The 20,642-nt window shown below is 59.0% G+C and carries 19 protein-coding genes; 13 read left to right on the forward strand and 6 right to left on the reverse strand.

Features of this window, described 5'->3' with window-relative positions; translation table 11 throughout:
* Positions 1-15: 15 nt before the first annotated feature.
* Positions 16-921, forward strand: a complete 906-nt coding sequence (locus tag AB7M22_RS11845) for an amino acid ABC transporter substrate-binding protein (protein ID WP_454186418.1) — start codon at positions 16-18, stop codon at positions 919-921.
* A gap of 110 nt (positions 922-1,031) precedes the next feature.
* Here AB7M22_RS11845 and AB7M22_RS11850 read toward each other — a convergent pair whose 3' ends face one another.
* A complete protein-coding gene (locus AB7M22_RS11850) occupies positions 1,032-1,229 on the reverse strand; it encodes a YbdD/YjiX family protein (RefSeq protein WP_007938220.1) in 198 nt (65 codons plus the stop codon).
* A 15-nt stretch (positions 1,230-1,244) separates the two neighbouring features.
* A complete protein-coding gene (locus AB7M22_RS11855) occupies positions 1,245-3,302 on the reverse strand; it encodes a carbon starvation CstA family protein (protein WP_367375618.1) in 2,058 nt (685 codons plus the stop codon).
* A gap of 385 nt (positions 3,303-3,687) precedes the next feature.
* Between AB7M22_RS11855 and AB7M22_RS11860 the strand changes: the two genes are divergently transcribed.
* Together AB7M22_RS11860 and AB7M22_RS11865 are read left to right on the forward strand one after the other, a co-directional pair.
* Positions 3,688-5,049: a cache domain-containing protein gene (locus tag AB7M22_RS11860; RefSeq protein WP_454186419.1), complete on the forward strand. Its 1,362-nt coding sequence runs from the start codon at positions 3,688-3,690 to the stop codon at positions 5,047-5,049.
* A gap of 33 nt (positions 5,050-5,082) precedes the next feature.
* Positions 5,083-5,715 (forward strand): response regulator, encoded by a 633-nt coding sequence (locus tag AB7M22_RS11865; RefSeq protein ID WP_008015035.1) that lies wholly within the window; start codon positions 5,083-5,085, stop codon positions 5,713-5,715.
* A 7-nt stretch (positions 5,716-5,722) separates the two neighbouring features.
* On the opposite strand, the gene AB7M22_RS11870 is transcribed toward AB7M22_RS11865, so the two are convergent.
* Positions 5,723-6,244 (reverse strand): transporter suffix domain-containing protein, encoded by a 522-nt coding sequence (locus AB7M22_RS11870; RefSeq protein WP_454186420.1) that lies wholly within the window; start codon positions 6,242-6,244, stop codon positions 5,723-5,725.
* A 316-nt stretch (positions 6,245-6,560) separates the two neighbouring features.
* Between AB7M22_RS11870 and AB7M22_RS11875 the strand changes: the two genes are divergently transcribed.
* The 3 genes from AB7M22_RS11875 to AB7M22_RS11885 are packed head-to-tail and all read left to right on the forward strand — an operon-like array spanning position 6,561 to position 10,268.
* Complete coding sequence (locus AB7M22_RS11875; RefSeq protein ID WP_454186421.1) at positions 6,561-8,093, forward strand: efflux transporter outer membrane subunit; 1,533 nt, start codon at positions 6,561-6,563, stop codon at positions 8,091-8,093.
* Positions 8,090-9,229, forward strand: coding sequence for an HlyD family secretion protein (locus AB7M22_RS11880; protein ID WP_454186422.1), 1,140 nt, complete (start codon positions 8,090-8,092; stop codon positions 9,227-9,229). The genes AB7M22_RS11875 and AB7M22_RS11880 overlap by 4 nt, the downstream gene beginning before the upstream one ends.
* Positions 9,219-10,268, forward strand: a complete 1,050-nt coding sequence (locus tag AB7M22_RS11885) for a DUF2955 domain-containing protein (protein ID WP_454186423.1) — start codon at positions 9,219-9,221, stop codon at positions 10,266-10,268. Before AB7M22_RS11880 ends, AB7M22_RS11885 begins: the two co-directional genes overlap by 11 nt.
* Here AB7M22_RS11885 and AB7M22_RS11890 read toward each other — a convergent pair.
* Both AB7M22_RS11890 and AB7M22_RS11895 read right to left on the reverse strand, forming a co-directional pair.
* Complete coding sequence (locus AB7M22_RS11890) at positions 10,258-10,563, reverse strand: hypothetical protein (RefSeq protein ID WP_454186424.1); 306 nt, start codon at positions 10,561-10,563, stop codon at positions 10,258-10,260. The genes AB7M22_RS11885 and AB7M22_RS11890 overlap by 11 nt on opposite strands.
* Positions 10,560-11,486 carry a helix-turn-helix domain-containing protein gene (locus AB7M22_RS11895; RefSeq protein WP_454186425.1) on the reverse strand — a complete coding sequence of 309 codons (927 nt, stop codon included), beginning with the start codon at positions 11,484-11,486 and terminating at the stop codon, positions 10,560-10,562. The genes AB7M22_RS11890 and AB7M22_RS11895 overlap by 4 nt, the downstream gene beginning before the upstream one ends.
* Before the next feature lie 161 nt (positions 11,487-11,647).
* Between AB7M22_RS11895 and AB7M22_RS11900 the strand changes: the two genes are divergently transcribed.
* The 7 genes from AB7M22_RS11900 to AB7M22_RS11930 all read left to right on the forward strand — a co-directional run bounded on the left by AB7M22_RS11900 (position 11,648) and on the right by AB7M22_RS11930 (position 19,277).
* Complete coding sequence (locus AB7M22_RS11900; RefSeq protein ID WP_454186426.1) at positions 11,648-13,006, forward strand: glutamine synthetase family protein; 1,359 nt, start codon at positions 11,648-11,650, stop codon at positions 13,004-13,006.
* 124 nt (positions 13,007-13,130) lie between these two features.
* The gene (locus AB7M22_RS11905) at positions 13,131-14,219 is read left to right on the forward strand and encodes a polyamine ABC transporter substrate-binding protein (protein WP_454186427.1); all 1,089 of its coding nucleotides are present in this window, start codon (positions 13,131-13,133) and stop codon (positions 14,217-14,219) included.
* Positions 14,216-15,517, forward strand: a complete 1,302-nt coding sequence (locus AB7M22_RS11910; protein WP_454186428.1) for an NAD(P)/FAD-dependent oxidoreductase — start codon at positions 14,216-14,218, stop codon at positions 15,515-15,517. Before AB7M22_RS11905 ends, AB7M22_RS11910 begins: the two co-directional genes overlap by 4 nt.
* A 284-nt stretch (positions 15,518-15,801) precedes the next feature.
* Entirely contained in the window at positions 15,802-16,398 is a 597-nt protein-coding gene (locus AB7M22_RS11915; RefSeq protein WP_007900269.1) for a paraquat-inducible protein A, read from the forward strand.
* Positions 16,395-17,075: a paraquat-inducible protein A gene (locus AB7M22_RS11920; RefSeq protein ID WP_454186429.1), complete on the forward strand. Its 681-nt coding sequence runs from the start codon at positions 16,395-16,397 to the stop codon at positions 17,073-17,075. Before AB7M22_RS11915 ends, AB7M22_RS11920 begins: the two co-directional genes overlap by 4 nt.
* On the forward strand, positions 17,056-18,711 hold the full coding sequence (locus AB7M22_RS11925) for a PqiB family protein (RefSeq protein WP_454186430.1): 1,656 nt from the start codon (positions 17,056-17,058) through the stop codon (positions 18,709-18,711). Before AB7M22_RS11920 ends, AB7M22_RS11925 begins: the two co-directional genes overlap by 20 nt.
* A 17-nt stretch (positions 18,712-18,728) precedes the next feature.
* Positions 18,729-19,277 carry a PqiC family protein gene (locus tag AB7M22_RS11930; protein WP_454186431.1) on the forward strand — a complete coding sequence of 183 codons (549 nt, stop codon included), beginning with the start codon at positions 18,729-18,731 and terminating at the stop codon, positions 19,275-19,277.
* A gap of 178 nt (positions 19,278-19,455) precedes the next feature.
* On the opposite strand, the gene AB7M22_RS11935 is transcribed toward AB7M22_RS11930, so the two are convergent.
* A complete protein-coding gene (locus tag AB7M22_RS11935; RefSeq protein ID WP_454186432.1) occupies positions 19,456-20,394 on the reverse strand; it encodes a site-specific integrase in 939 nt (312 codons plus the stop codon).
* Between the last annotated feature and the right edge of the window lie 248 nt (positions 20,395-20,642).

Below are 20,642 nucleotides of genomic sequence, written 5' to 3' on the forward strand. Positions count from 1 at the left end.
GCGGGGCGCCAGGATATGAACGTACAACTGACCAAAGCCACTAACTTGCTGTTCGTCTGCCTGCTCACAATGGCGCCGGTACTGGCCGGTGCCAGTACCCTTGAACGCGTGCGGGCGAGCAATACCTTCACCCTCGGTTACCTGCCGGACTTCGCACCTTTTAGCGTCCAGGACGGCGACAAAGCCAGCGGTTATGCGATCGAGCTTTGTCTGAAGGTCGCCGACAAAATCAAGACCGAGCTGGGTTTGCCCGCGTTGCAGGTACGTTACCGCCCCGTCTCCATCAACGACCAGATGAGTGCTGTGAGCTCGGGCGAGATCGACATCCTCTGTACGCCAACGCCACCCACATTGGCGAGACGCAAGTATGTGAGTTTCTCGGCTCCGATCTACACGGCCGGCCTTTCGGCAGTGGTGCGCCAGGAAGCACCTGAGGCGTTGCTCAATGTACTAAACGGCAAAGTAGCCCATACCGGACCGACCTGGCGTGCGACCCTCAACCATGGGCTGTCCAACCAAACCTATGCCGCCACCACTGGCGGAGTCACCGAGTCATGGATCCGTCAAAAAATGCGATTACTCGGTGTGGTGGCAACCCTGGTCACAGTCGAGAACACTGAAGCAGGCCTCAAATTGGTCGCCGAAGGCAAAGCCGATGCCTTCTTCGCCGAGCGCATGATGCTGAAAAATCTCCTCGCCAATAACCATTCCGCAGGAAATCTGGTCCTGCTGGATCGAGTTTTTGAGTACTCGCCGACTGCAATGGCGGTGGATCGAGACGATGAAGATTTCCGTTTGCTGGTCGACACCGTGCTGAGTGAAATGTATCGATCGGGTGAGATCGAACAGGCATACGGCACCCACCTGGAAGGCATTACCGACACGGACAAAAAGCTGTTCAAGGTCTATGCGATACCGTAGAGACAAGCCTGAAAAACAAAAAAGCCCGGCCTGCCAACGGTAGCGTCTCGAAGATCGCTATCGCCGGCAGGCCGGGCTCCTAAAGCAAAATGCTGGTTAAATGTTTCGCATCAACAACACTTCGGTCCCGCCTTGCCACCGTAACGAGCCTCCTGACGTTCCCGAAAGAACATCTCGTAGCTCATCACCGGTTTGTCCGGGTGTTCGGTTTGCATATGCTCGACGTAGTTGTCGTAGTCGGGCATGCCGACCATCAGGCGCGCGGCCTGACCGAGGTATTTACCCAGGCGACTCAGGTCATTGAACATGAGCACCCTCCTCCATCAAGCATCCGGCAGCGCCTGGAATGGCGCTTCTTTATCCGTACGTTCCTTGGTGCCCCAGGCGGCGATACCGACCTTGAGTGCAAAGAACAGGATGCTGAACACCACGAGCAAAAACAGCACGGTCAGCGTTGCATTGGTGTAGGCGTTGTAGATCACGTGCTGCATCTGCTCGATGCTTTTGGCCGGCGCCAGGACCTGACCGTTGGCCAGGGCATCGCTGTATTTCTTCGCCAGCGCGAGGAAACCGATCGCCGGGTTGGCGTCGAACAGTTTGATGAAGCCTGCGGTGGTGGTGCAGATCAGCAGCCAAACGGCGGGCAGCATGGTCACCCACACATAGCGTTGGCGTTTCATTTTGATCAGCACCACGGTTGCCAGCATCAACGCGATCCCGGCCAGCATCTGGTTGGAGATACCGAACAGCGGCCACAAAGTATTGATCCCGCCCAATGGGTCGATCACGCCTTGATACAGCAGGTAACCCCACATTGCCACGCAACCAGCGGTGGCAATCAGGTTGGCGGTCCAGGATTCCGTGCGTTTCAACGCTGGCACGAAGGAGCCGAGCAAGTCCTGCAGCATGAAACGTCCGGCACGGGTACCGGCGTCGACCGCGGTCAGGATGAACAGCGCTTCGAACAGAATCGCGAAGTGATACCAGAACGCCATGGTGTTTTCACCCGGCAGCACGTGGTGCAGGATCTGCGCGATACCAACCGCCAGGGTTGGCGCACCGCCGGCACGGGCCAGGATGGTGGTTTCACCGATGTCCTTGGCCACCGCTTGCAGGGCTTCCGGGGTAATTGCAAAACCCCAGCTGCTGACGGTCTGAGCCACCGAAACAGCATCGGAGCCTACAAGGGCTGCGGGGCTGTTCATGGCGAAGTACACGCCTGGCTCGATCACCGAGGCGGCAACCATGGCCATGATCGCCACGAAGGATTCCATCAGCATGCCGCCGTAACCGATGTAACGGGCATGGCCTTCACTGGCGAGCAACTTCGGCGTGGTGCCGGAAGCAATCAGTGCGTGGAAACCGGACACCGCGCCACAGGCAATGGTGATGAACAGGAACGGGAACAACCCACCCTTCCACACCGGCCCGGTGCCGTCGATGAACTGGGTCAATGCCGGCATTTTCAGATCGGGCATGGTGATCAGAATGCCGATCGCCAGCGCAACGATAGTGCCGATCTTGAGGAAGGTGGACAGGTAGTCACGCGGTGCCAGAATCAGCCACACCGGCAGTACCGCCGCGACGAAACCGTAGCCGATCAGCATCCAGGTGATCTGCAGTCCGGTGAAGGTAAAGGCTTTGGCCCAGACCGGGTCAGCGGCAATCTGCCCGCCCAGCCAGATCGAACCCAGCAGCAACGCCACGCCGATCACCGAGATTTCACCGATGCGACCCGGGCGGATGTAGCGCATGTAAATGCCCATGAACATCGCGATCGGGATGGTCGCCATCACGGTAAAGATGCCCCACGGGCTTTCGGCCAGGGCCTTGACCACGATCAGCGCCAGCACCGCGAGGATGATGATCATGATCAGGAAGCAGCCAAACAGCGCGATGGTCCCGGGGATGCGGCCCATTTCTTCACGGACCATGTCGCCCAGGGAACGGCCGTTACGGCGAGTGGACATGAACAGGACCATGAAGTCCTGAACCGCACCGGCCAGCACCACGCCGGCAATCAGCCACAGCGTACCGGGCAGGTAGCCCATCTGCGCCGCCAATACCGGACCGACCAGTGGGCCCGCGCCGGCGATGGCTGCGAAGTGGTGTCCGAAGAGTACGTGTTTGTTGGTCGGCACATAGTCCAGACCATCGTTGTTGAGCACGGCGGGGGTGGCTCGATTGGGATCGAGCTGCATCACCTTGGTGGCGATGAACAGGCTGTAATAGCGGTATGCGACGAGATAAATAGCGACTGCTGCGACTACGATCCAGAGGGCGTTGATGGCTTCGCCGCGGCGCAGGGCCACGACACTTAGCGCAAACGCTCCCAGGACAGCCACGGCAAACCAGGCGAGGTGTTTAGCCAGACGGGGCATAGCGTGTCTCCTGCCAACAGCCAGTAGCTGCGGCGGTAATTATTATAATTGTGTCCGCAGTGCGGAGCGGGCCCAATATCCGCCCATGCTGTCGACAAATAAATCCGCGTTACTACGTACGCGGTGTCTACGTAGTTCTACGTAGAGACCACTGATCTCTCAGTTGAAATACAAAACCTGTGGGAGCGGGCTTGCCCGCGATGAGGCCAGTACATTCAACATCAACCGTTGACTGACAGACCGCTATCGCGGGCAAGCCCGCTCCCACAGGTTCTGCGTTTCATCACAGCCGCAGGTCATTCTGTCCAGCACCGCTACTGGAGGCGCGTATCTTTGGCATATGATGCCGGGCCTTCGCCTTCCCTCGGTCTGGCCAGGAGTAGAGATGCAGCTCAAACACAAAATCGTCGCGCTCGGGATTCTGCCGCTGGTGCTGGCGATCGCGGTCATCTGCGCGCTGGTGATTTCCCTGAACCGCCAACTGGGTGATCAACAGGCGCAACTGATCGAAGACAGCATTCTGGCCAGCAAGCGCGCAGAACTGAAAAACTACGTCGAAATGGCGCAGAGCCTGATCGCGCCGCTGTACGACGACGGTCGGGGTGATGAGCGCGCACAGCAACAAGTGCTCGAAGAACTGCGTAAGCTCAGCTTTGGCATCAATGGCTACTTCTTCGTCTACGACCGCGAGGGGCGCAGTCTGATGCACGCGCGCCAGTCTGAGCTGGTGGGCAAATACCTGTGGAACATGACCGACCCTCACGGCCTGCCAGTGATCCAGGCGTTGCTCAAAAGTGCGCAATCGGGCGAAGGTTTTCAACGTTACGCCTGGAACAAACCCTCTTCCGGCCAAGTGACCGACAAGCTCGCCTACGTGGTGATGCTCGACCATTGGGGCTGGATGCTCGGCACCGGCATCTACCTTGAAGACGTCGAACGCGCCACCCAACAAGCACGTGCTGAGGTGGCTCAGGGCATCCGCAAAACCATGCTGGCGATTGCCGCGGTGGCCCTTGTGGCAGTGCTGTTTGTCTTCGCCAGCGGCATGACGCTGAACGTCAGCGAACATCGCCTGGCCGACAAGAAACTCCAGCGCCTGACCCAACGCATCGTCAGCTTGCAGGAGGAAGAACGGTCACGGGTTTCCCGAGAGCTGCACGACGGCATCAGCCAGCTACTGGTGTCGATCAAGTTTCAGTTCGAACTGGCCAGCCATGTGCTGGAGAACGGACAAGACAAGGGATTGGGCATTTTAAGAGACGCCACGCAGCGCCTCGGAGACGCGATTGGCGAAGTTCGCAGCCTCTCTCATGACCTGCGTTCGTCGCTGCTCGACACCCTCGGCCTGCCGGCGGCGATCGGTCAGCTCGCCGCAGAGTTCGAGCAACGCAGCGGTCTTGTCGTGACCTTCAACGATAACGAATTCGACTGTCACCTGGTCGATGGCGCTGCCGTCTCGTTGTTTCGCATCGTGCAAGAAGCCCTGACCAATATCGAACGCCACGCACAGGCAAAAAACGTCATCATTACCCTGCACGGCTCTGAAAAGTCCGTACAGTTGACGGTGGTCGATGACGGTATCGGTTTCAACGTCGCCCAGGTCGAACGTCGTCACGCAGGCATTGGCCTGCGCAACATCCGTGAACGTGTCGAGCATTTTGGCGGTCGATTCGACCTGACCTCGATGCCGGGAAGAAGTGAGCTGGACGTGCTGCTGCCGATGAAACTGCCCGGTACAGAACGCTGACTCACCCCATAACAATTAGAGTGAATGCCTGCGATGAACCTGCCCTACCCGATTCGCGTCGCCCTGGTCGACGATCACTCCCTGGTCCGCGACGGGATCAAATCGCTGCTGGCGGTCATGGCGCAGCTGGAAGTGGTGGGAGAAGCCGAGAATGGCGTCGATGCCATCGAGATGGTCGGGCGCTGCCAGCCGGATCTGTTGCTGGTCGACATCAGCCTGAAGGACATCAACGGCCTCGAGCTGACGCGGTTGTTACGCAGCCAATACCCGTCGCTCAAGGTGTTGGTGCTGAGCATGTACGACAACTATGAATACGTCAGTGAATCGGTTCGCTCGGGTGCCAGCGGTTATGTGCTGAAGAATGCGCCTTCACGGGAAATCATTGCGGCGATCGAAGCCATTGTCAGCGGCGGGACGTTCTACAGTGCCGAAATCGCACAGCGGCTCATCGCCGATAAAAGTACCGACAACGAGCTGACTCCGCGCGAAAGCCAGGTGCTGTACAAGATGGCTCAGGGGCTGAACAACAAGGAAATGGCTCGCGAACTGGACATCAGTGTCCGCACTGTAGAAACCCATCGCCTGAGCATCCGTCGCAAGCTCAACATCGACAAACCCGCAGCCCTCGTAAAGTACGCGATCGATCACGGGATCATTTCGCGCTAGAGGCGATTCACACCGCACTCGTGTTAACGACACGTGCCGTGCGAATAAACAACGCGCGTACCTTGTCCCAGAAATTCCCGCCCAGCACAAAAAAGCTGCCGATCAACATGGCATCGCCCAGCGCCTGGAGCTGCCAGATATTGGGTCTCAACCCCGGCCAGAGAGTATCTATGTAAGGTTCGAGGAATCCCGAGATCAGCGGCAGGCAAAACATCACAAGGCCAATTCTATGGCGAGCCGGGCCTACTTCCACGTCTGCCGGTGCCAGTGTGGAGACGTAACCGAACATGCTGCGCTTGAGCTGCTGAAAGCCGGATTTGCCCATAATGGCAATGACCAGAATTAACAGAACCTTGTTACTGATAAACAAAACGCCTGTCAGTGCCGCGATCTTTGAGCCGGGCACATCCACTGCGGCAGCGATAGGCACCATCAGCCAGGATCCCAGCATCAAACAGATAATCGCGATGCCCAGTTTAAAGCGCCAACCAGCGGAACCAGGTGCATTGTCATCCTGAGGGTTGCTCATGGTCTTCGTACCCTTCGTTTTAGCCCGAATGAATAACTTTCAGAAGCGTAGCAGTTAGTCGGCTCCACGATTGTCCAACATGACCTTGTGTTTTTTCGGGCTGTACTAACCTAAGCAAACCGGCTCAAGCCTTAATGCCTGTAGGAGCGAGGCTTGCCCGCGAAGAATGCACCGCGGTTTTTCAGGTATTACGCGTCAATGTTCTTCGCGGGCAAGTCGGATCGCCGCACCGCTTGCTCCTACAGGATTTGTGTAGGCACTCAATACTTGGGGACGCTCGGATGAGGTTTTCCCGTGATCTGTTTGTAGTGCAGCGATGCTGACGCGCTCGGGTCGGCTGCTTCTGCTATGCACCCTCGGCCTTGGCGGCTGTGTCCGTCTGGGGCCGGATTTCCAGGCCCCCGGCGAAGCATGGACAAAACTCTGGAGCAGTCCTGCGCTTGAACAGGCCAGCCAACGACGCCTGGATCCTGATCTTCGCCAGTGGTGGCAAGTGTTCGCCGACCCGGTCCTCGACGCGCTGATCGCCGAGTCGGATGCGCACAATTCAGACCTGAAAATCGCCGGCCTTCGCGTTATGGAAGCCCGTGCCCGGTTGGGTATTGCGCAAAGCGGGCGCTATCCGCAACTGCAACAGGCCAGCGCCGACAGTCTGTACTTCAACCGCAACCAGTCTGGCGGCAACAACCCGCAAGACAGCCACTTCTGGCAACACAGCGCGGGCTTTGACGTCGGTTGGGAGCTGGACTTCTGGGGGCGTTTCAGTCGCGCCATCGAGTCGTCCGATGCCAGTTACTTCGCGGCTCAAGCCAACTATGAAGACGCACTCGTACTGCTGCGAGCTCAGGTGGCCGACACCTACTTCTCGTTGCGCACCACCGAAGCGCGTTTACGCGTCGCCCGAGAAAACGCCGAGCAGCAAAAGCGCAACTTTGAGATCACCGAAAAACTGTTCAACAGTGGCCAGAGCGCCGAACTCGATTTGCAACAAGCCAAGACCCAATACCTGGGCACCTTGAGCAGCATTCCGGATCTTGAGGCGCAAGTACTGCGCACCCGCAACGCGTTGGCCGTGCTGATCGGCCGGCCGCCCAGCGCCCTGCCCCAATTGCTCGAAAACGAGGGACTGATCCCGCTGGTGGACCGAGCCGTGCTGCAAGACGTGCCGGCCAGCCTGTTGTTGCGTCGCCCGGACGTGCGCGCCGCCGAACTCAATGTCGCCGCCCAGTCGGCGCTGATCGGTGTGGCGGAAACCGACTTCTATCCGTCGCTGACCCTGCTGGGCAGCATCGTCTGGACCACCGACACGTTGAGCGGCACCTCCAACAGCCTGGACCTGATCGGCGGCCCCAGTTTGCGCTGGAACCTGTTTGACCACGGCCAGATCAGCAACAACGTGCGTGTACAAGATGCGCGGTTGCAGCAGCTGATTGAGGTTTACCGCGACAAAGTCCGTCAGGCTGCACGGGAGGCCGATGACGCCGCCAGCAGCCTGATCAAATCACTGGAACGCGAGCGCATCCTGGGTGAGGCGCAAGTCGCTGCCAAGCGTTCGTTGAGCCTGGCCAGTACCCAATACCGCGAAGGGTATTCGGACTTCCAGCGCGTGCTGGATGCTCAACGCGCATTGCTCGAACAGCAGGACAATTACCTGCTCAGCCGCAGCAATGCGGTGAGCAACCTGATCGCGCTGTACAAAGCTCTTGGCGGTGGGTGGTACAGCGCGCGGCCGACAGTCGATCAAAGCACTCGCCAGCAAATGGAACAACGCACCGACTGGGGCAACCTGCTGAATGAGCCGGCCCCTTCGCAAGCATCCTATCCAGTGCCAGAAGGTCAAAGCCGATGACTGAACCCTCGCCGCCCGCCACTGAGGCGCCCTCCCCCAAGGCGCCCGAGCCTGCTGCCGATCCTGCAAAAAAAGGCATCAAATGGGTGATACTGCTGATCATCCTGAGCCTGGCCTGGTACTTGTTGGCTGACCGTTTCACGCCCTATACGCAACAGGCTCGGGTGGGCGCTTTTGTCATTCCGGTGGCCTCCGAAGTGGCCGGTCGGGTGATTCGTGTAAATGTGCGCAACAATCAGGACGTCAAAGCGGGCGATGTGCTGTTTGAAGTGGATCAGCAGCCCTATCAAATAGCCGTCGACCGCGCACGCGCAGACCTGGAATCGACACGCCGGCAGATCGGTGCCAGCACCGCCGGCATTGCCTCCGCGCAAGCCAATTTGCGCGCGGCCCAGGCCAATGAACTCAAGGCGCGGCAGGACAATCAACGTCTTGAAGGTTTGTACCGCGAAGACCCTGGCACCATTTCCGTGCGCCTGCTGGAGGTTTCTCGGGCCAGCCGTGAACAGGCCGTCAGCCAGGTCGCCGCAGCCCGTGCCGAAGTCCAGCGGGCACGGGAGCAGGAAGGCGGCAGCGAAGAAGACAACGCGCTGTTGCGTAGCGCCGCCACGGCGTTGTCAAAAGCCGAACTGGACTTGTCCAACACACAGATTCGCGCACGGTCGGCGGGACTGATCACCGATCTGCGCACCGATGTCGGACAGTTCGCCACTGCCGGCAGCCCGGTCATGACCCTGATTGCCATCCACGATGTATGGATCAGCGCGGACATGACCGAAAACAACCTCGGCCTGGTCGAGGTCGACACCCCTGTCTCGATCGTTCTGGATGCCATGCCGGGGAAGGTTTTCGAGGGCCGCGTGCGCAGTGTCGGCTACGGTGTCAGCGTCGGTCAGCCCGCTGCGCCCGGCAGCCTCCCCAGTGTGCAGAACAGTCGTGACTGGTTGCGTCCGGCCCAGCGTTTTCCGGTGATCATCGAGTTTTCGGAAGACTCAAGGAAAACGCTGTTCGACAATCGCGCCATCCGTGCCGGTGGACAGGCGGAAGTCATGGCATTCCCTACCCAAGGCAATCCGCTGAACCTGCTCGGCCGTTTGTTTGTGGGGCTGATGAGCTGGCTGAGCTATGCCTACTAAGGGCGTGCCTTCTCAGCGCACGCCTCGTGTTCAACGGGCGTTGCGTCTAGGCACAGGCACGGCGCTGTGCCTGGCGGCCAGCTTCGGCCTGGGCTTGCCGATCCCTTTTCTCGCGCCGGTGCTGGCCGTGTTGCTGTTGGCTTCCCTCAATCGGCCGCTGCCATTCAAGGCCGGATTGATTCTCGCACTGGCTGCGATGTTAACCACCGGCGTCGGCCTATTGTTGATTCCAATCCTGCGTTATTACCCGATTACCGGCGTGCTGCTGATCGGAGTCAGTCTGTTCCTGGCTTTTGGTTTTGGCCTGCGCGGCGGCAACACCTTGATCATGACCTTTCTGATCATTGGCCTGACCATGATTTCTTCGGCCGGCGTCGCCGAGTTCGATCTGGCGATCATGGTCATCGGCGCCTTGGTCAAGGGCTTGATCCTCGCCGTCCTCGTCGTGACGGTCAGTCACTGGTTGTTTCCCGACCCGGCCAATGCGCCCTCCCCACCCGCCGCCAGCGCTCTGCCGGCGCAAGAAGTGGGCAGGGTTGCACTGCGTGCGACCCTGATTGTCATACCGGCGTTCCTGTTGGCCCTGATCGACCCGGCGAGCTATCTGCCGATCATTTTGAAAGCGGTCAGTCTTGGCCAGCAGAGCTCGACGACAACGGCGCGCAACGCTGCGCATGAGCTGCTCGGTTCGACCTTCATGGGGGGGCTGTTGGCTATTGGGTTCTGGTGCGCGCTCAGCCTGTTTGTGCACCTGTGGATGTTCTTTCTGTGGATGCTCCTGTTCGGCTTGCTGTTGGCGCGCAAGCTCTATGCCCTGAGCCCGACCCGACAAACCCCGGGGTTCTGGCTGAACAGCCTGATCACGTTGATCATCCTGCTGGGTCAATCGGTTCAGGACAGCCTCGCCGGAAAAGACGTCTATACCGCCTTCGTCGTGCGCATGGGATTGTTTATTGCCCTCACGCTCTATGCCTTGCTGATGGTCCATCTGCTTGATCGGCGGCAGCGCAGTCCACGTGTCACCCAGCTCACGGAGTGACCTGATAACCCCGCCCTTGCAGGCAACCTTGATAGTGCTGTTTCACATCCCCCTCGACCTGCTCATAAAACTCGTCATGTTGACGTCCTGGTACCTGCGTAGCGTCCACCGCAGCACCCTCCGAGGCTGGCGGGCTTGAGGTGCTCTGGTTGTCCGTGACGTTGCTGCAATCATTGATATCCAGCTGGACTTGTTGCGAGCTCTGCCCTTTCAAGGGCACGACCGTTTCGGCCTGAACCTGCGAATAGACCATCGACATGACGACACACAGGCTAAAAGACGATAACCGACTCATGATGATCTCCGACAAGGTTCACTGTGTTTGCGGGCCAGTGTTTGGCTGGGGAGTTCCTGGAACAACGCTCGATAACTGCTGGAAAACCGTCCTAAATGCCAGAACGACCAATCCATCGCCACTTGCGCGACCGTCGTTTCCCCGGCCGTTCGCCTGAGCAATTCGCGGCGCGCGCTGTTGAGCCGACGCAAGCGCAACCAATGCGTGGGTGTCATCCCGGTATACGCCTTGAACGCATGCTGCAGCTGACGCAGCGAAACCCCGGCCACCCGGGACAACTCCAGTAAATTGAGGGTTTCTTCCGGGGTATCGGCGGCCCATTCGGCGACGCGCTTCATGATCGTTCGCTCGTCCGCCCGACGCTGCAAGCCTGCGCGATCAAGGCACACACAGGCGTTATCGAGGATGTACAAACAGTCCTCCAACAGTTGCTGGGTCAACGCCTCTTTGCTCGGCGGATCCAGCGTCTGCGTCAGCCGCGTCAACGTCCCACTCAACCAACGGCTGAACAGCGCGTTCTGCCCTGAATTGAGCGGCGACATGAACAAGCCTTCGAGCCGCGCCACGTCCAGGCCATGTCGTTGAACGAATTCCGGACCGAACACCACGGCGATTTCCTGGTAGTTCTCCGGGGTGATCCAGATGTTGCGGCTTTCACCATTCAACACATACAGCGAGTTGTCGCTGCGATCGAAACAGAACGCCAGCGATCCCTCGGGGGCACTGAAATTCTGCTCGACGCGGGTGTTCATCTGTTCCTCGTAAATCTCTACGCCTTGCAAGTCCAGATAGCGCACCCGCCCGGCGAAATGCCCCGGCGACATCTGCTGATAATGTTGCACCCAACCCGGTGTGGCGCGGATTTGCTCGGCCACGTCGGCGGTGTTGAACGCTTGAACCTGTAATGAATTGCACGCTGTCATGGGGCGCCTTACGCACTCTTTTGGTGCGCTTTATGCTTGTTTAAAGTGGATAGATGGAACGGCAAGGCTCACCCAAGATAGTCGTCAACGCGCCACAGGGGAAGTGTTCGGTGGATGAAGCCGCTTTCCCCGGCGTCAATAAAACCAACAACGAGGTCTTTATGAATGTCCCTTTCGATCAGCTGCTCACGTGGCTGAAAGATCACAAGATTACCGAGGTCGAGTGTGTGGTCAGCGACTTGACCGGCATTGCTCGCGGCAAGATTGCACCCACCAACAAGTTCCTGCATGAGCGAGGCATGCGCCTGCCGGAAAGTGTGCTGTTGCAAACGGTAACCGGGGACTTTGTCGACGACGACATCTACTACGACCTGCTCGACCCGGCGGACATCGACATGGTCTGCAAGCCCGTCGCCGACGCGGTTTACGTCATTCCATGGGCCATCGAACCCACTGCCATCGTGATCCACGACACGTTCGACAAGTTCGGCAATCCCATCGAACTGTCGCCACGCAACGTGCTGAAGAAAGTACTGCAGCTCTACACCGAAAAAGGCTGGAAGCCGATTGTCGCGCCGGAAATGGAGTTCTACCTGACCCAGCGCTGCGAAGACCCGGACTTGCCGCTCAAGGCGCCACTGGGACGCTCCGGCCGTGCGGAAAGCGGTCGTCAGTCGTTTTCCATCGACGCCGCCAACGAGTTCGATCCGCTGTTTGAAGACGTCTACGACTGGTGCGAACTCCAGGGCCTGGACCTCGACACGCTGATCCACGAAGACGGCCCGGCGCAGATGGAAATCAACTTCCGTCACGGCGATGCGCTGGACCTGGCGGACCAGATCACTGTGTTCAAACGCACCCTGCGTGAGGCGGCGCTCAAGCACAACGTCACCGCAACCTTCATGGCCAAACCCATTGGTGACGAACCCGGCAGCGCGATGCATATCCATCAAAGCGTGGTGGACATCGCCACCGGCCAGCCGATTTTTGCCGATGCAGACGGGCAGATGAGCGAGTTGTTCCTGCACCACATCGGTGGCTTGCAAAAGTACATTCCCAAAGTGCTGCCGATGTTCGCGCCCAACGTCAATTCGTTCCGCCGCTTCCTGCCCGACACCTCGGCGCCGGTCAACGTTGAATGGGGCGAAGAAAACCGCACCGTCGGCCTGCGCGTGCCGACCTCCAGCCCGGACGCCATGCGCGTGGAGAACCGCTTGCCGGGTGCCGATGCCAACCCTTATCTGGCGATTGCCGCGAGCTTGTTATGCGGTTATCTGGGCATGGTCGAAAAGGTCGAACCGAGCGCCGCGGTGCAGGGCCGCGCCTACGAGCGGCGCAATCTGCGCCTGCCGATCACCATCGAGGACGCACTGACGCGCATGGAAGAGTGCGAAACCATCGAGCGCTATCTGGGGAACAAATTCGTCCGGGGTTACGTCGCGGTCAAGCGTGCGGAGCACGAGAACTTCAAGCGCGTGATCAGCTCCTGGGAGCGCGAGTTCCTGCTGCTCAGCGTCTGATCCCCTGTGGGAGCGGGCTTGCCCGCGATGAGGCCAGCACATTCGACATCATCGTTGACTGACAGACCGCTATCGCGGGCAAGCCCGCTCCCACAAAAATCCAATAACTCCAAGAGGTGTCGATATGCGTCTATTGAAATCCGCGGTTCCGGTTGCGTTGACCTTGCTGTTCAGCGCCACTGCGCAGGCTCAGCCAAGTGTGAGCGTCTACAACTGGACCGATTACATCGGCGAGACCACCCTCGCCGACTTCCAGGCGAAAACCGGGACCAAAGTGATTTACGACGTATTCGATTCCAACGAAACCCTGGAGGGCAAACTGCTCGCCGGCCGCACAGGTTATGACGTGGTGGTGCCCTCCAACCATTTCCTCGCGCGCCAGGTGAAGGCCGGCGCGTTCCTCAAACTGGATCGCTCGCGGTTGCCCAACTGGAAAAACCTCGACCCGAAGCTATTGGCCCTGCTGGAAAAAAACGATCCCGGTAATGAGCATTCGGTGCCGTACCTGTGGGGCACCAACGGCATTGGCTACAACGTCGACAAGGTCAAGCAGGTGCTGGGCATCGATCGCATCGATTCCTGGGCGGTGTTTTTCGAGCCAGAGAACCTGAAGAAGCTCAGTCAGTGCGGCGTGTCGATGATGGATTCGGCGGATGAAGTGTTCCCGGCGGTCCTGAATTACATGGGCATGGACCCACGCAGCGAAAACCCCGAGGACTTTAAAAAGGCTGAAGCCAAACTGATGACCATCCGGCCTTACATCACCTATTTCCATTCGTCCAAATACGTGTCGGACCTGGCCAATGGCGACATTTGCGTCGCGTTCGGCTATTCGGGCGATGTGTTCCAGGCGGCGAACCGCGCCAAGGAAGCAAAGAATGGCGTGAACATCGCCTACTCGATTCCCAAGGAAGGCAGCAACCTGTGGTTCGACCTGTTGGCGATTCCTGCCGACGCCAGCAACCCGAAAGAGGCCCTCTCGTTCATCAACAACCTGCTGGATCCGCAAGTGATCGCCAAGGTCAGCGCCTCAGTGGGTTACGCCAATCCGAACCCGGCGGCCAAGCAATACATGGACCCGGAGCTGGTCAATAATCCAGAGGTCTATCCTCCTCAGGAAGTCCTCGACAAACTCTACATCTCCACCACCCCGCCCCAGCCGATCATGCGTCTGATGACCCGCTCCTGGAGCAAAGTGAAGTCCAACCAATGAATCAGTACGATAACGAACACGCTCATTCCTATTACGCCGCGTCGGCCAACAGCCTGGCGCCCTACCCCGTGCTGGGTTCCGACCTCACGGCCGATGTCTGCGTGGTGGGCGGCGGTTTTACCGGCGTCAACACCGCGATCGAGCTGGCGCAGCGTGGGCTCTCGGTGATTCTGCTGGAAGGCCGGCGAATCGGCTGGGGCGCCAGCGGGCGTAACGGCGGGCAGCTGATCCGCGGCATCGGCCATGACGTCAGCGGTTTCGCCCGATATGTCGGTCAGGACGGCGTGCGCTATTTGGAGCGTGCAGGCATCGAATCGGTGGAACTGGTGGGCAACCGCATCCGCGAGCATGGGATCGATTGCGACCTGCGCTGGGGTTTCTGCGAGTTGGCCAACACCCCGGCGCAGTTCGAGGAGTTCAAGGCAGAACTGCAAAGCCTCGCCGAACTGGGTTACCGCCATGAAACCCGACTTGTCGGCCCCGAGCAAATCCGTCAGCAAGTGGTGGGCTCCGATGTTTATGCCGGCGGCCTGATCGACATGGGTTCGGGGCATTTGCATCCGCTGAATCTGGTGCTTGGCGAAGCGCGCGTTGCCGAATCCCTCGGGGTGCGAATATTCGAACAAAGCCCGGTGCTGGAGTTGATCCATGGCAGCACCGTTCAGGTTCGCTGCGCGGGCGGCACGGTGCGCGCCGGTAGTCTGGTGCTGGCCTGCAACGCACACCTGGAAGAACTCGAACCCCACCTGAGCGGCAAGGTTTTACCGGCAGGCAGTTACATCATCGCTACCGAACCTTTGGCACCTGAGGTTGCTGCACAATTGATCCCGCAGAACCTGGCGCTGTGTGACCAGAAAGTCGGCCTCGATTACTACCGGCTCTCGGCGGATCGACGCTTGTTGTTCGGCGGTGCCTGTCATTATTCCGGGCGCGATCCGGGGGATATCGGCGCTTACATGCGGCCCAAAATGCTCAAGGTCTTCCCGCAGTTGGCGGACGTGCGCATCGATTATCAATGGGGCGGCATGATCGGCATCACCGCCAACCGCTTTCCCCAGGCCGGACGCTTGAGCCAGTACCCGAACGTGTTCTACGCCCAGGGTTACTCCGGTCATGGCCTGAACGTGACCCATTGGTGCGCACGGTTGCTGGCCGAAGCGATTCATGCCGGGCACAGCCAGGGGCTGGATGTTTTCAGCGCCGTGCCACACATGACCTTTCCTGGTGGAAAAGTCCTGCGTTCACCGCTGCTGGCCCTCGGCATGTTCTGGTATCGCCTGCGCGAATTGCTCGGCTGAAGTTCGGGACAAGAACCTTACACAAACCTGTGGCGAGGGGGCTTGCCCCCCGTTCGGCTGCGCAGCAGTCGTCAATATTCTATATGCGGTATGCCTGACGGAATGCGATGGCAAATCGTGGGGCCGCTTCGCGACCCAACGGGGGCAAGTCCCCTCGCCACAAATGCCCATCTGATCTTGATGGGGCCAGTGCATCCTTGATCAGTCTTTTATTTGCTCAATCGCAAGTCACTTCTATATTGAGGGAGTGCTCTGACTTTCCTGCCTCCTCGCGAGTGCGGCTTATGGCTACGACTGACCAACTGATCATTTGCGAGCACTGCGACTGCGTGTATGAAAAAGTCACGCTCGCCAAACATCAAAAAGCCCTGTGCACCTGCTGCGGCGGCGTGCTCCAGCGTTATAACGCGTTGTCGGTGGAGCAGCGTCTGGCCTTGGCCTTCACGGCAACAGTGTTGTGGATTTTCGCCAATTTCTATCCAGTCATGAGCATCAGCCTCAAGGGCCTGAAAAACAGTGCGACGCTGTGGGATTCGGTATTGGCGTTGAGCCAGGGGCCGATCACCTTTATTGCGCTGGTGGCGGCGATATCCATCATCATCGCGCCGCTGTTTCAACTGGTGTTGCTGATCTGGGTCCTGAGCTTCGCCCTCGGGCATCGGCGCTCGCCCGGCTTCAAGCTGTGCATGCGCTGGCTGGAAACCCTCAGGCCCTGGAGCATGCTCGAGGTCTGTCTGCTGGGTGCGATGGTCGCAGTGTTCAAGCTCGCCGGGTTGCTGGATGTCATACCCGGTATCGGCCTGTTTGCCCTGGCCGTTCTCAGCCTGCTGTTGATTCGCATCGCCGGGCGCGATGTCCGTGAACTGTGGGACATCCTATGAACCGGCCACCGTTCGCCAGCGAACTCAACCTGTGCCTGTGCCATAGCTGCGGCATGGCCTGCGACATAACGGACAACGCTCACGAATGCCAACGCTGTGGCGCGCCACTGCATGCCCGTAAAACCAACTCGTTGACCCGCACATGGGCCTACTTGCTGACCTCACTGGTGTTTTATATCCCGGCCAATCTGTTGCCGGTGATGAACACCAGTCTGTTCGGCAACGGCTCCGACAGCACCATCATGAGCGGTGTGCTGGAGTTCTGGGCACACGGTGCGTGGGACATTGCCCTGATCATTTTCATCGCCAGCATCGCGGTGCCGGGTATCAAGTTCGTTGCCCTCTCCCTGCTGCTGATCACGGTGCAACGCGGCAGCCTTTGGGCGCGCAAGGAGCGTTCGAAGCTTTACCGTTTCGTCGAGCTGATCGGCTACTGGTCGATGCTCGATGTGATTGTTGTCGCGCTGGTCGCCGCCCTGGTGAAATTCCAGGCCCTGGGCGATATTCAACCGCGCCTCGGTATTCTGTTCTTTGGTCTAGTGGTGGTGTTTACCATGCTGTCTGCCATGAGTTTCGACCCGCGGCTGATCTGGGATAAAGAGCGGGATGAAGGGCGGGATAACAAGCGGTCCAACCCACCAAACGAGGAGGTCATGGATGAAGTCGCAAGCCACTGATGGGCCGCAAGACCCCGGCCAGGCAAGTATCAAGACTCGTCGCTTCAGCGTTTCGCTGGTGTGGATTGTGCCGATCGTTGCGGTGCTGGTGGGGATCTCCCTGGTGATACACAGCGTGATGCAGGAAGGCCCGACCATCAACGTCACCTTCAAGACCGGTAGTGGCCTTACGGCCAACAAGACCGAGGTCAAGTATCGCAACGTGGTCATCGGCCACGTCTCGGAAGTGAAGCTGAGCAACGATCAGAAAAGCGTCAACGCCACGATCCAGCTCGACAAACAGGCTGAAAGCTTCACCCGCGAAGATTCGCAATTCTGGGTCGTGCGCCCGCGTATTGGTGCCGGCGGCGTCTCGGGCATCGATACCCTGCTGTCAGGCGATTACATTGGCGCCGACATCGGCGTGGCGCATGCCCGTTCCAAACACTTCATTGGTCTGGAAAACCCGCCGCCCATTACCTATGGCGAGCCGGGCAAGCGTTTCATGCTGCACACCCAGGACCTGGGCTCGCTGGACATCGGCTCCCCCATCTACTATCGCAAGATTCCGGTTGGCCAAGTGGTGGCCTATGCACTGGATGCGGATGGCAAAGGGGTGAACATCGAAATTTTCGTGCATTCGCCCAATGACGCCTACGTCACCGAAAACACCCGGTTCTGGAATGCCAGTGGTATTGATGTGAGCGTCGGTGCCAATGGTTTTGCGGTGAGTACCGAGTCCTTATCGTCCTTGTTGGTGGGCGGCATCGCATTTCGCGCACCGGAATACAGCCCCAACGATCAGCCCGCCAGCGAGGATAAAGCCTTCGACCTGTTCGAAGATCAGCAAACCGCCCTCGCGCCCCCCTACGGCAAGGCGCAGTACCTGGGCTTGCGTTTCGACCAGGCCCTGCGCGGGCTCAAGGTCGGTGCACCGGTGGAATTCCTCGGCATGGAGTTCGGCAAAGTTGTGTCGGTCACTCTGGATTTCGACGCAAAAAAGCGCAGTTTCCCGGTCAATGTCGGCATCGTGATCTACCCGCAACGCCTCGGTCAGGCTCACTCCAAAATGCTCGAGGCCTTGAAGCATGACCCTAATGACGAAGCCGCTGGCGTGCGGCTGATGGGCAGTTTCATCGAAAACGGCCTGCGCGCTCAGGCCCGCAGCGGCAATCTGTTGACCGGTCAGCTTTACATCGCACTCGATTTCTACCCCAAAGCCGAGAAAGTCGTGTTCGATCCGACCGCCCGCCCCGTCATCATCCCCACCATTCCTGGCAGCCTCGAGCAGTTGCAGGAAAAACTGGAGGGCATGGTCAACAAGATCAACCAGCTGCCAATCGAACGCATTGCCGGCAACCTCGACAGCAACCTCGTCGAACTGCGCAAGAGCCTCGTACAGTTCAACGCCAGGACCCTGCCCGGTGTGCAGACCACCCTGGCGGACGTCAGCAAGACTTTGCAATCGGCCAGTTCGACCCTCGCCGACGATTCGCCGCAACGGGAGCAGTTGACTCAAACCCTGGACGAACTCGGACGCATGTCGCGCTCACTACGTGAGCTCTCGGATTACCTGGGCCGGCATCCGGAATCACTGATTCGCGGTCGCCCCGACAATGCCGCGCCGATCGATTTGCAGGCGCCACCGCGCAACTGACCACAGGAGCAACATCCATGACTTTTTCGCTGAAGATCACGCTGGTCACCGCGTTGTTGTTGCTCACCGCTTGCCGCAGCGATCCGATTCAGTTCCACACCCTGACCCCGGCCCAACTGAGTGGCGCAAGCAGCAGCGCGGAGATCCAGATCGAAAGCATCACGGTGCCGCCCCAGGTCGACCGCCCGCAGATTGTCATTCGCCAGGGCAGCAGTGGCGTGGCAATCCTCGAAACCGAATGGTGGGCCGCAACGCTGGTAGATGAATTGCGCAGCGCCCTGGTCGATCAACTGGTCAACAGCAATCTGCAACGCAGAGTGTCGTTGCGTCTGGACGTGCAGCGCTTCGATTCGATTCCCGGTCAATATGCGCTGATCGACGCCAAATGGCGCCTGCGCAGTCTCGGCGCCGGCGATAACACGCTGGTCACTTGCCGCAGCACGTTGCAGACCCCTTCCGGTGCGAGCATCGATGACCTGGTGGTCGCTCATCAGAACAATGTGAAACGGTTAGCTGCGCTGATCAGTCAGGCGATCGGCTCACAAAAAGGCTGCCCTTCGGCGTAATGCCGGTAAGTTAAGACGCCGAACCTGTGGGAGCGTGGCTTGCCCGCGAAGAACGATGACGCGTAGTACCTGAAAAACCGCGGTGCATTCTTCGCGGGCAAGCCACGCTCCCACAGGATTTTCGTCGCTCAAATTTCTTGACTTACCGGCATTAGCCCTTCGGCGTCCTGATAGCGGCTCACAAATCGAAGCGATCAACCGCCCGACGGCGTTCATTGTCGTCGCGCACATCGTAATTGGCGGTGGTCTGGATGTTGCTGTGGTGGGCCAGTTTCTGCGCGATCGACAGGTCGTGCTCTTCAATCACTCGAGTAATGAACGACCGCCGGAAATCGTGCGGCATGATTTTTACCCCCACCTGCGCACCGCGTTGCCGGGCAATGTAATAGATCGCATGCTTGGTGATGCGCTCGCGGGTAATGTGGCTGCCACGGCGGATGCGGTTGAACAGGAACGGATCGTCCGTCTCGCCCTCCTTTAGCAGCGAACGCCGCAACTCCAGCCATGCGTCCAGTTTGGCGAAGGCCCAGGCTGGCGCGTACTTGATCAGCTGTTTGTTGCCCTTGGCGGTGACGCACAGGCTGCGCTCGGTGAAATCCACCTGGGCCAGGTCCAGATTCACCGATTCCGATTTGCGCATTCCCGAACCGTACAGAATCCCGATGATTGCCGCATCCCGTAGCCCTTGTGGCCGTGGATCGGCGGCGCAAACCTCCATCAGATCGCGGATCAAGGTGCGCTTGAGGTTGCGCCCCTGGGACAGTCGCGTGCCGGCAATGCCTTTGACCGAACGCATTTTCAGCAAGTGCTCCTGACTGATCAGGCTCATGCGCCACGCTTCGTTCATCACCCCGCGCACCGCGTTTACGTACAGCGACGAGGTGTTGGGCGCGTAGCCGTCTTCGCGCAAGGTCGCCACCAGTGCAACGACGTCCTCGGGTTGCAGCTCGTGCCAGGGAATCTCTTCGATGTTCACGTCTTCGAAGTCCAGACGGTCGGCGGCGTCCTGCAACACATAGCGCATGGTCAGCTGGCTGGACGGTGCCAGGCGCGCCAGATACAGGGTTAACGGGTTGGCTTTTGAAGCGATGGATTCAGTTGCAGGTAAGTCAATCAATGAAACGGCCTTGAAATGAATAAAGTTCAACAAAACAACTAAGGAATGCAACACAAGTCCTTTAACGCGGACACTTCTGTAAGTCTTTTCCTATGAAAAGCGCGATAAGCGGCAGAAGTCTGAACAGTGGCTGTATGAGCTTCAGATAAACGATTCAACTACCGGTTTTTCATGTTCCTTTCACAAAATCGCGCTTAACCTCAATGGGTCGAGGGTCACTCCCTGCGAACACCCAACCTGCCGGCCTC

The organism is Pseudomonas sp. ADAK2 TE3594 (assembly GCF_053628675.1).

Bases quoted from the DNA above. Each gene is read 5' to 3' on its own strand.
- AB7M22_RS11845 (WP_454186418.1), top strand. From the start codon at position 16: ATGAACGTACAACTGACCAAAGCCACTAACTTGCTGTTCGTCTGCCTG.
- AB7M22_RS11850 (WP_007938220.1), bottom strand. From the start codon at position 1,229: ATGTTCAATGACCTGAGTCGCCTGGGTAAATACCTCGGTCAGGCCGCG.
- AB7M22_RS11855 (WP_367375618.1), bottom strand. From the start codon at position 3,302: ATGCCCCGTCTGGCTAAACACCTCGCCTGGTTTGCCGTGGCTGTCCTG.
- AB7M22_RS11860 (WP_454186419.1), top strand. From the start codon at position 3,688: ATGCAGCTCAAACACAAAATCGTCGCGCTCGGGATTCTGCCGCTGGTG.
- AB7M22_RS11865 (WP_008015035.1), top strand. From the start codon at position 5,083: ATGAACCTGCCCTACCCGATTCGCGTCGCCCTGGTCGACGATCACTCC.
- AB7M22_RS11870 (WP_454186420.1), bottom strand. From the start codon at position 6,244: ATGAGCAACCCTCAGGATGACAATGCACCTGGTTCCGCTGGTTGGCGC.
- AB7M22_RS11875 (WP_454186421.1), top strand. From the start codon at position 6,561: ATGCTGACGCGCTCGGGTCGGCTGCTTCTGCTATGCACCCTCGGCCTT.
- AB7M22_RS11880 (WP_454186422.1), top strand. From the start codon at position 8,090: ATGACTGAACCCTCGCCGCCCGCCACTGAGGCGCCCTCCCCCAAGGCG.
- AB7M22_RS11885 (WP_454186423.1), top strand. From the start codon at position 9,219: ATGCCTACTAAGGGCGTGCCTTCTCAGCGCACGCCTCGTGTTCAACGG.
- AB7M22_RS11890 (WP_454186424.1), bottom strand. From the start codon at position 10,563: ATGAGTCGGTTATCGTCTTTTAGCCTGTGTGTCGTCATGTCGATGGTC.
- AB7M22_RS11895 (WP_454186425.1), bottom strand. From the start codon at position 11,486: ATGACAGCGTGCAATTCATTACAGGTTCAAGCGTTCAACACCGCCGAC.
- AB7M22_RS11900 (WP_454186426.1), top strand. From the start codon at position 11,648: ATGAATGTCCCTTTCGATCAGCTGCTCACGTGGCTGAAAGATCACAAG.
- AB7M22_RS11905 (WP_454186427.1), top strand. From the start codon at position 13,131: ATGCGTCTATTGAAATCCGCGGTTCCGGTTGCGTTGACCTTGCTGTTC.
- AB7M22_RS11910 (WP_454186428.1), top strand. From the start codon at position 14,216: ATGAATCAGTACGATAACGAACACGCTCATTCCTATTACGCCGCGTCG.
- AB7M22_RS11915 (WP_007900269.1), top strand. From the start codon at position 15,802: ATGGCTACGACTGACCAACTGATCATTTGCGAGCACTGCGACTGCGTG.
- AB7M22_RS11920 (WP_454186429.1), top strand. From the start codon at position 16,395: ATGAACCGGCCACCGTTCGCCAGCGAACTCAACCTGTGCCTGTGCCAT.
- AB7M22_RS11925 (WP_454186430.1), top strand. From the start codon at position 17,056: ATGAAGTCGCAAGCCACTGATGGGCCGCAAGACCCCGGCCAGGCAAGT.
- AB7M22_RS11930 (WP_454186431.1), top strand. From the start codon at position 18,729: ATGACTTTTTCGCTGAAGATCACGCTGGTCACCGCGTTGTTGTTGCTC.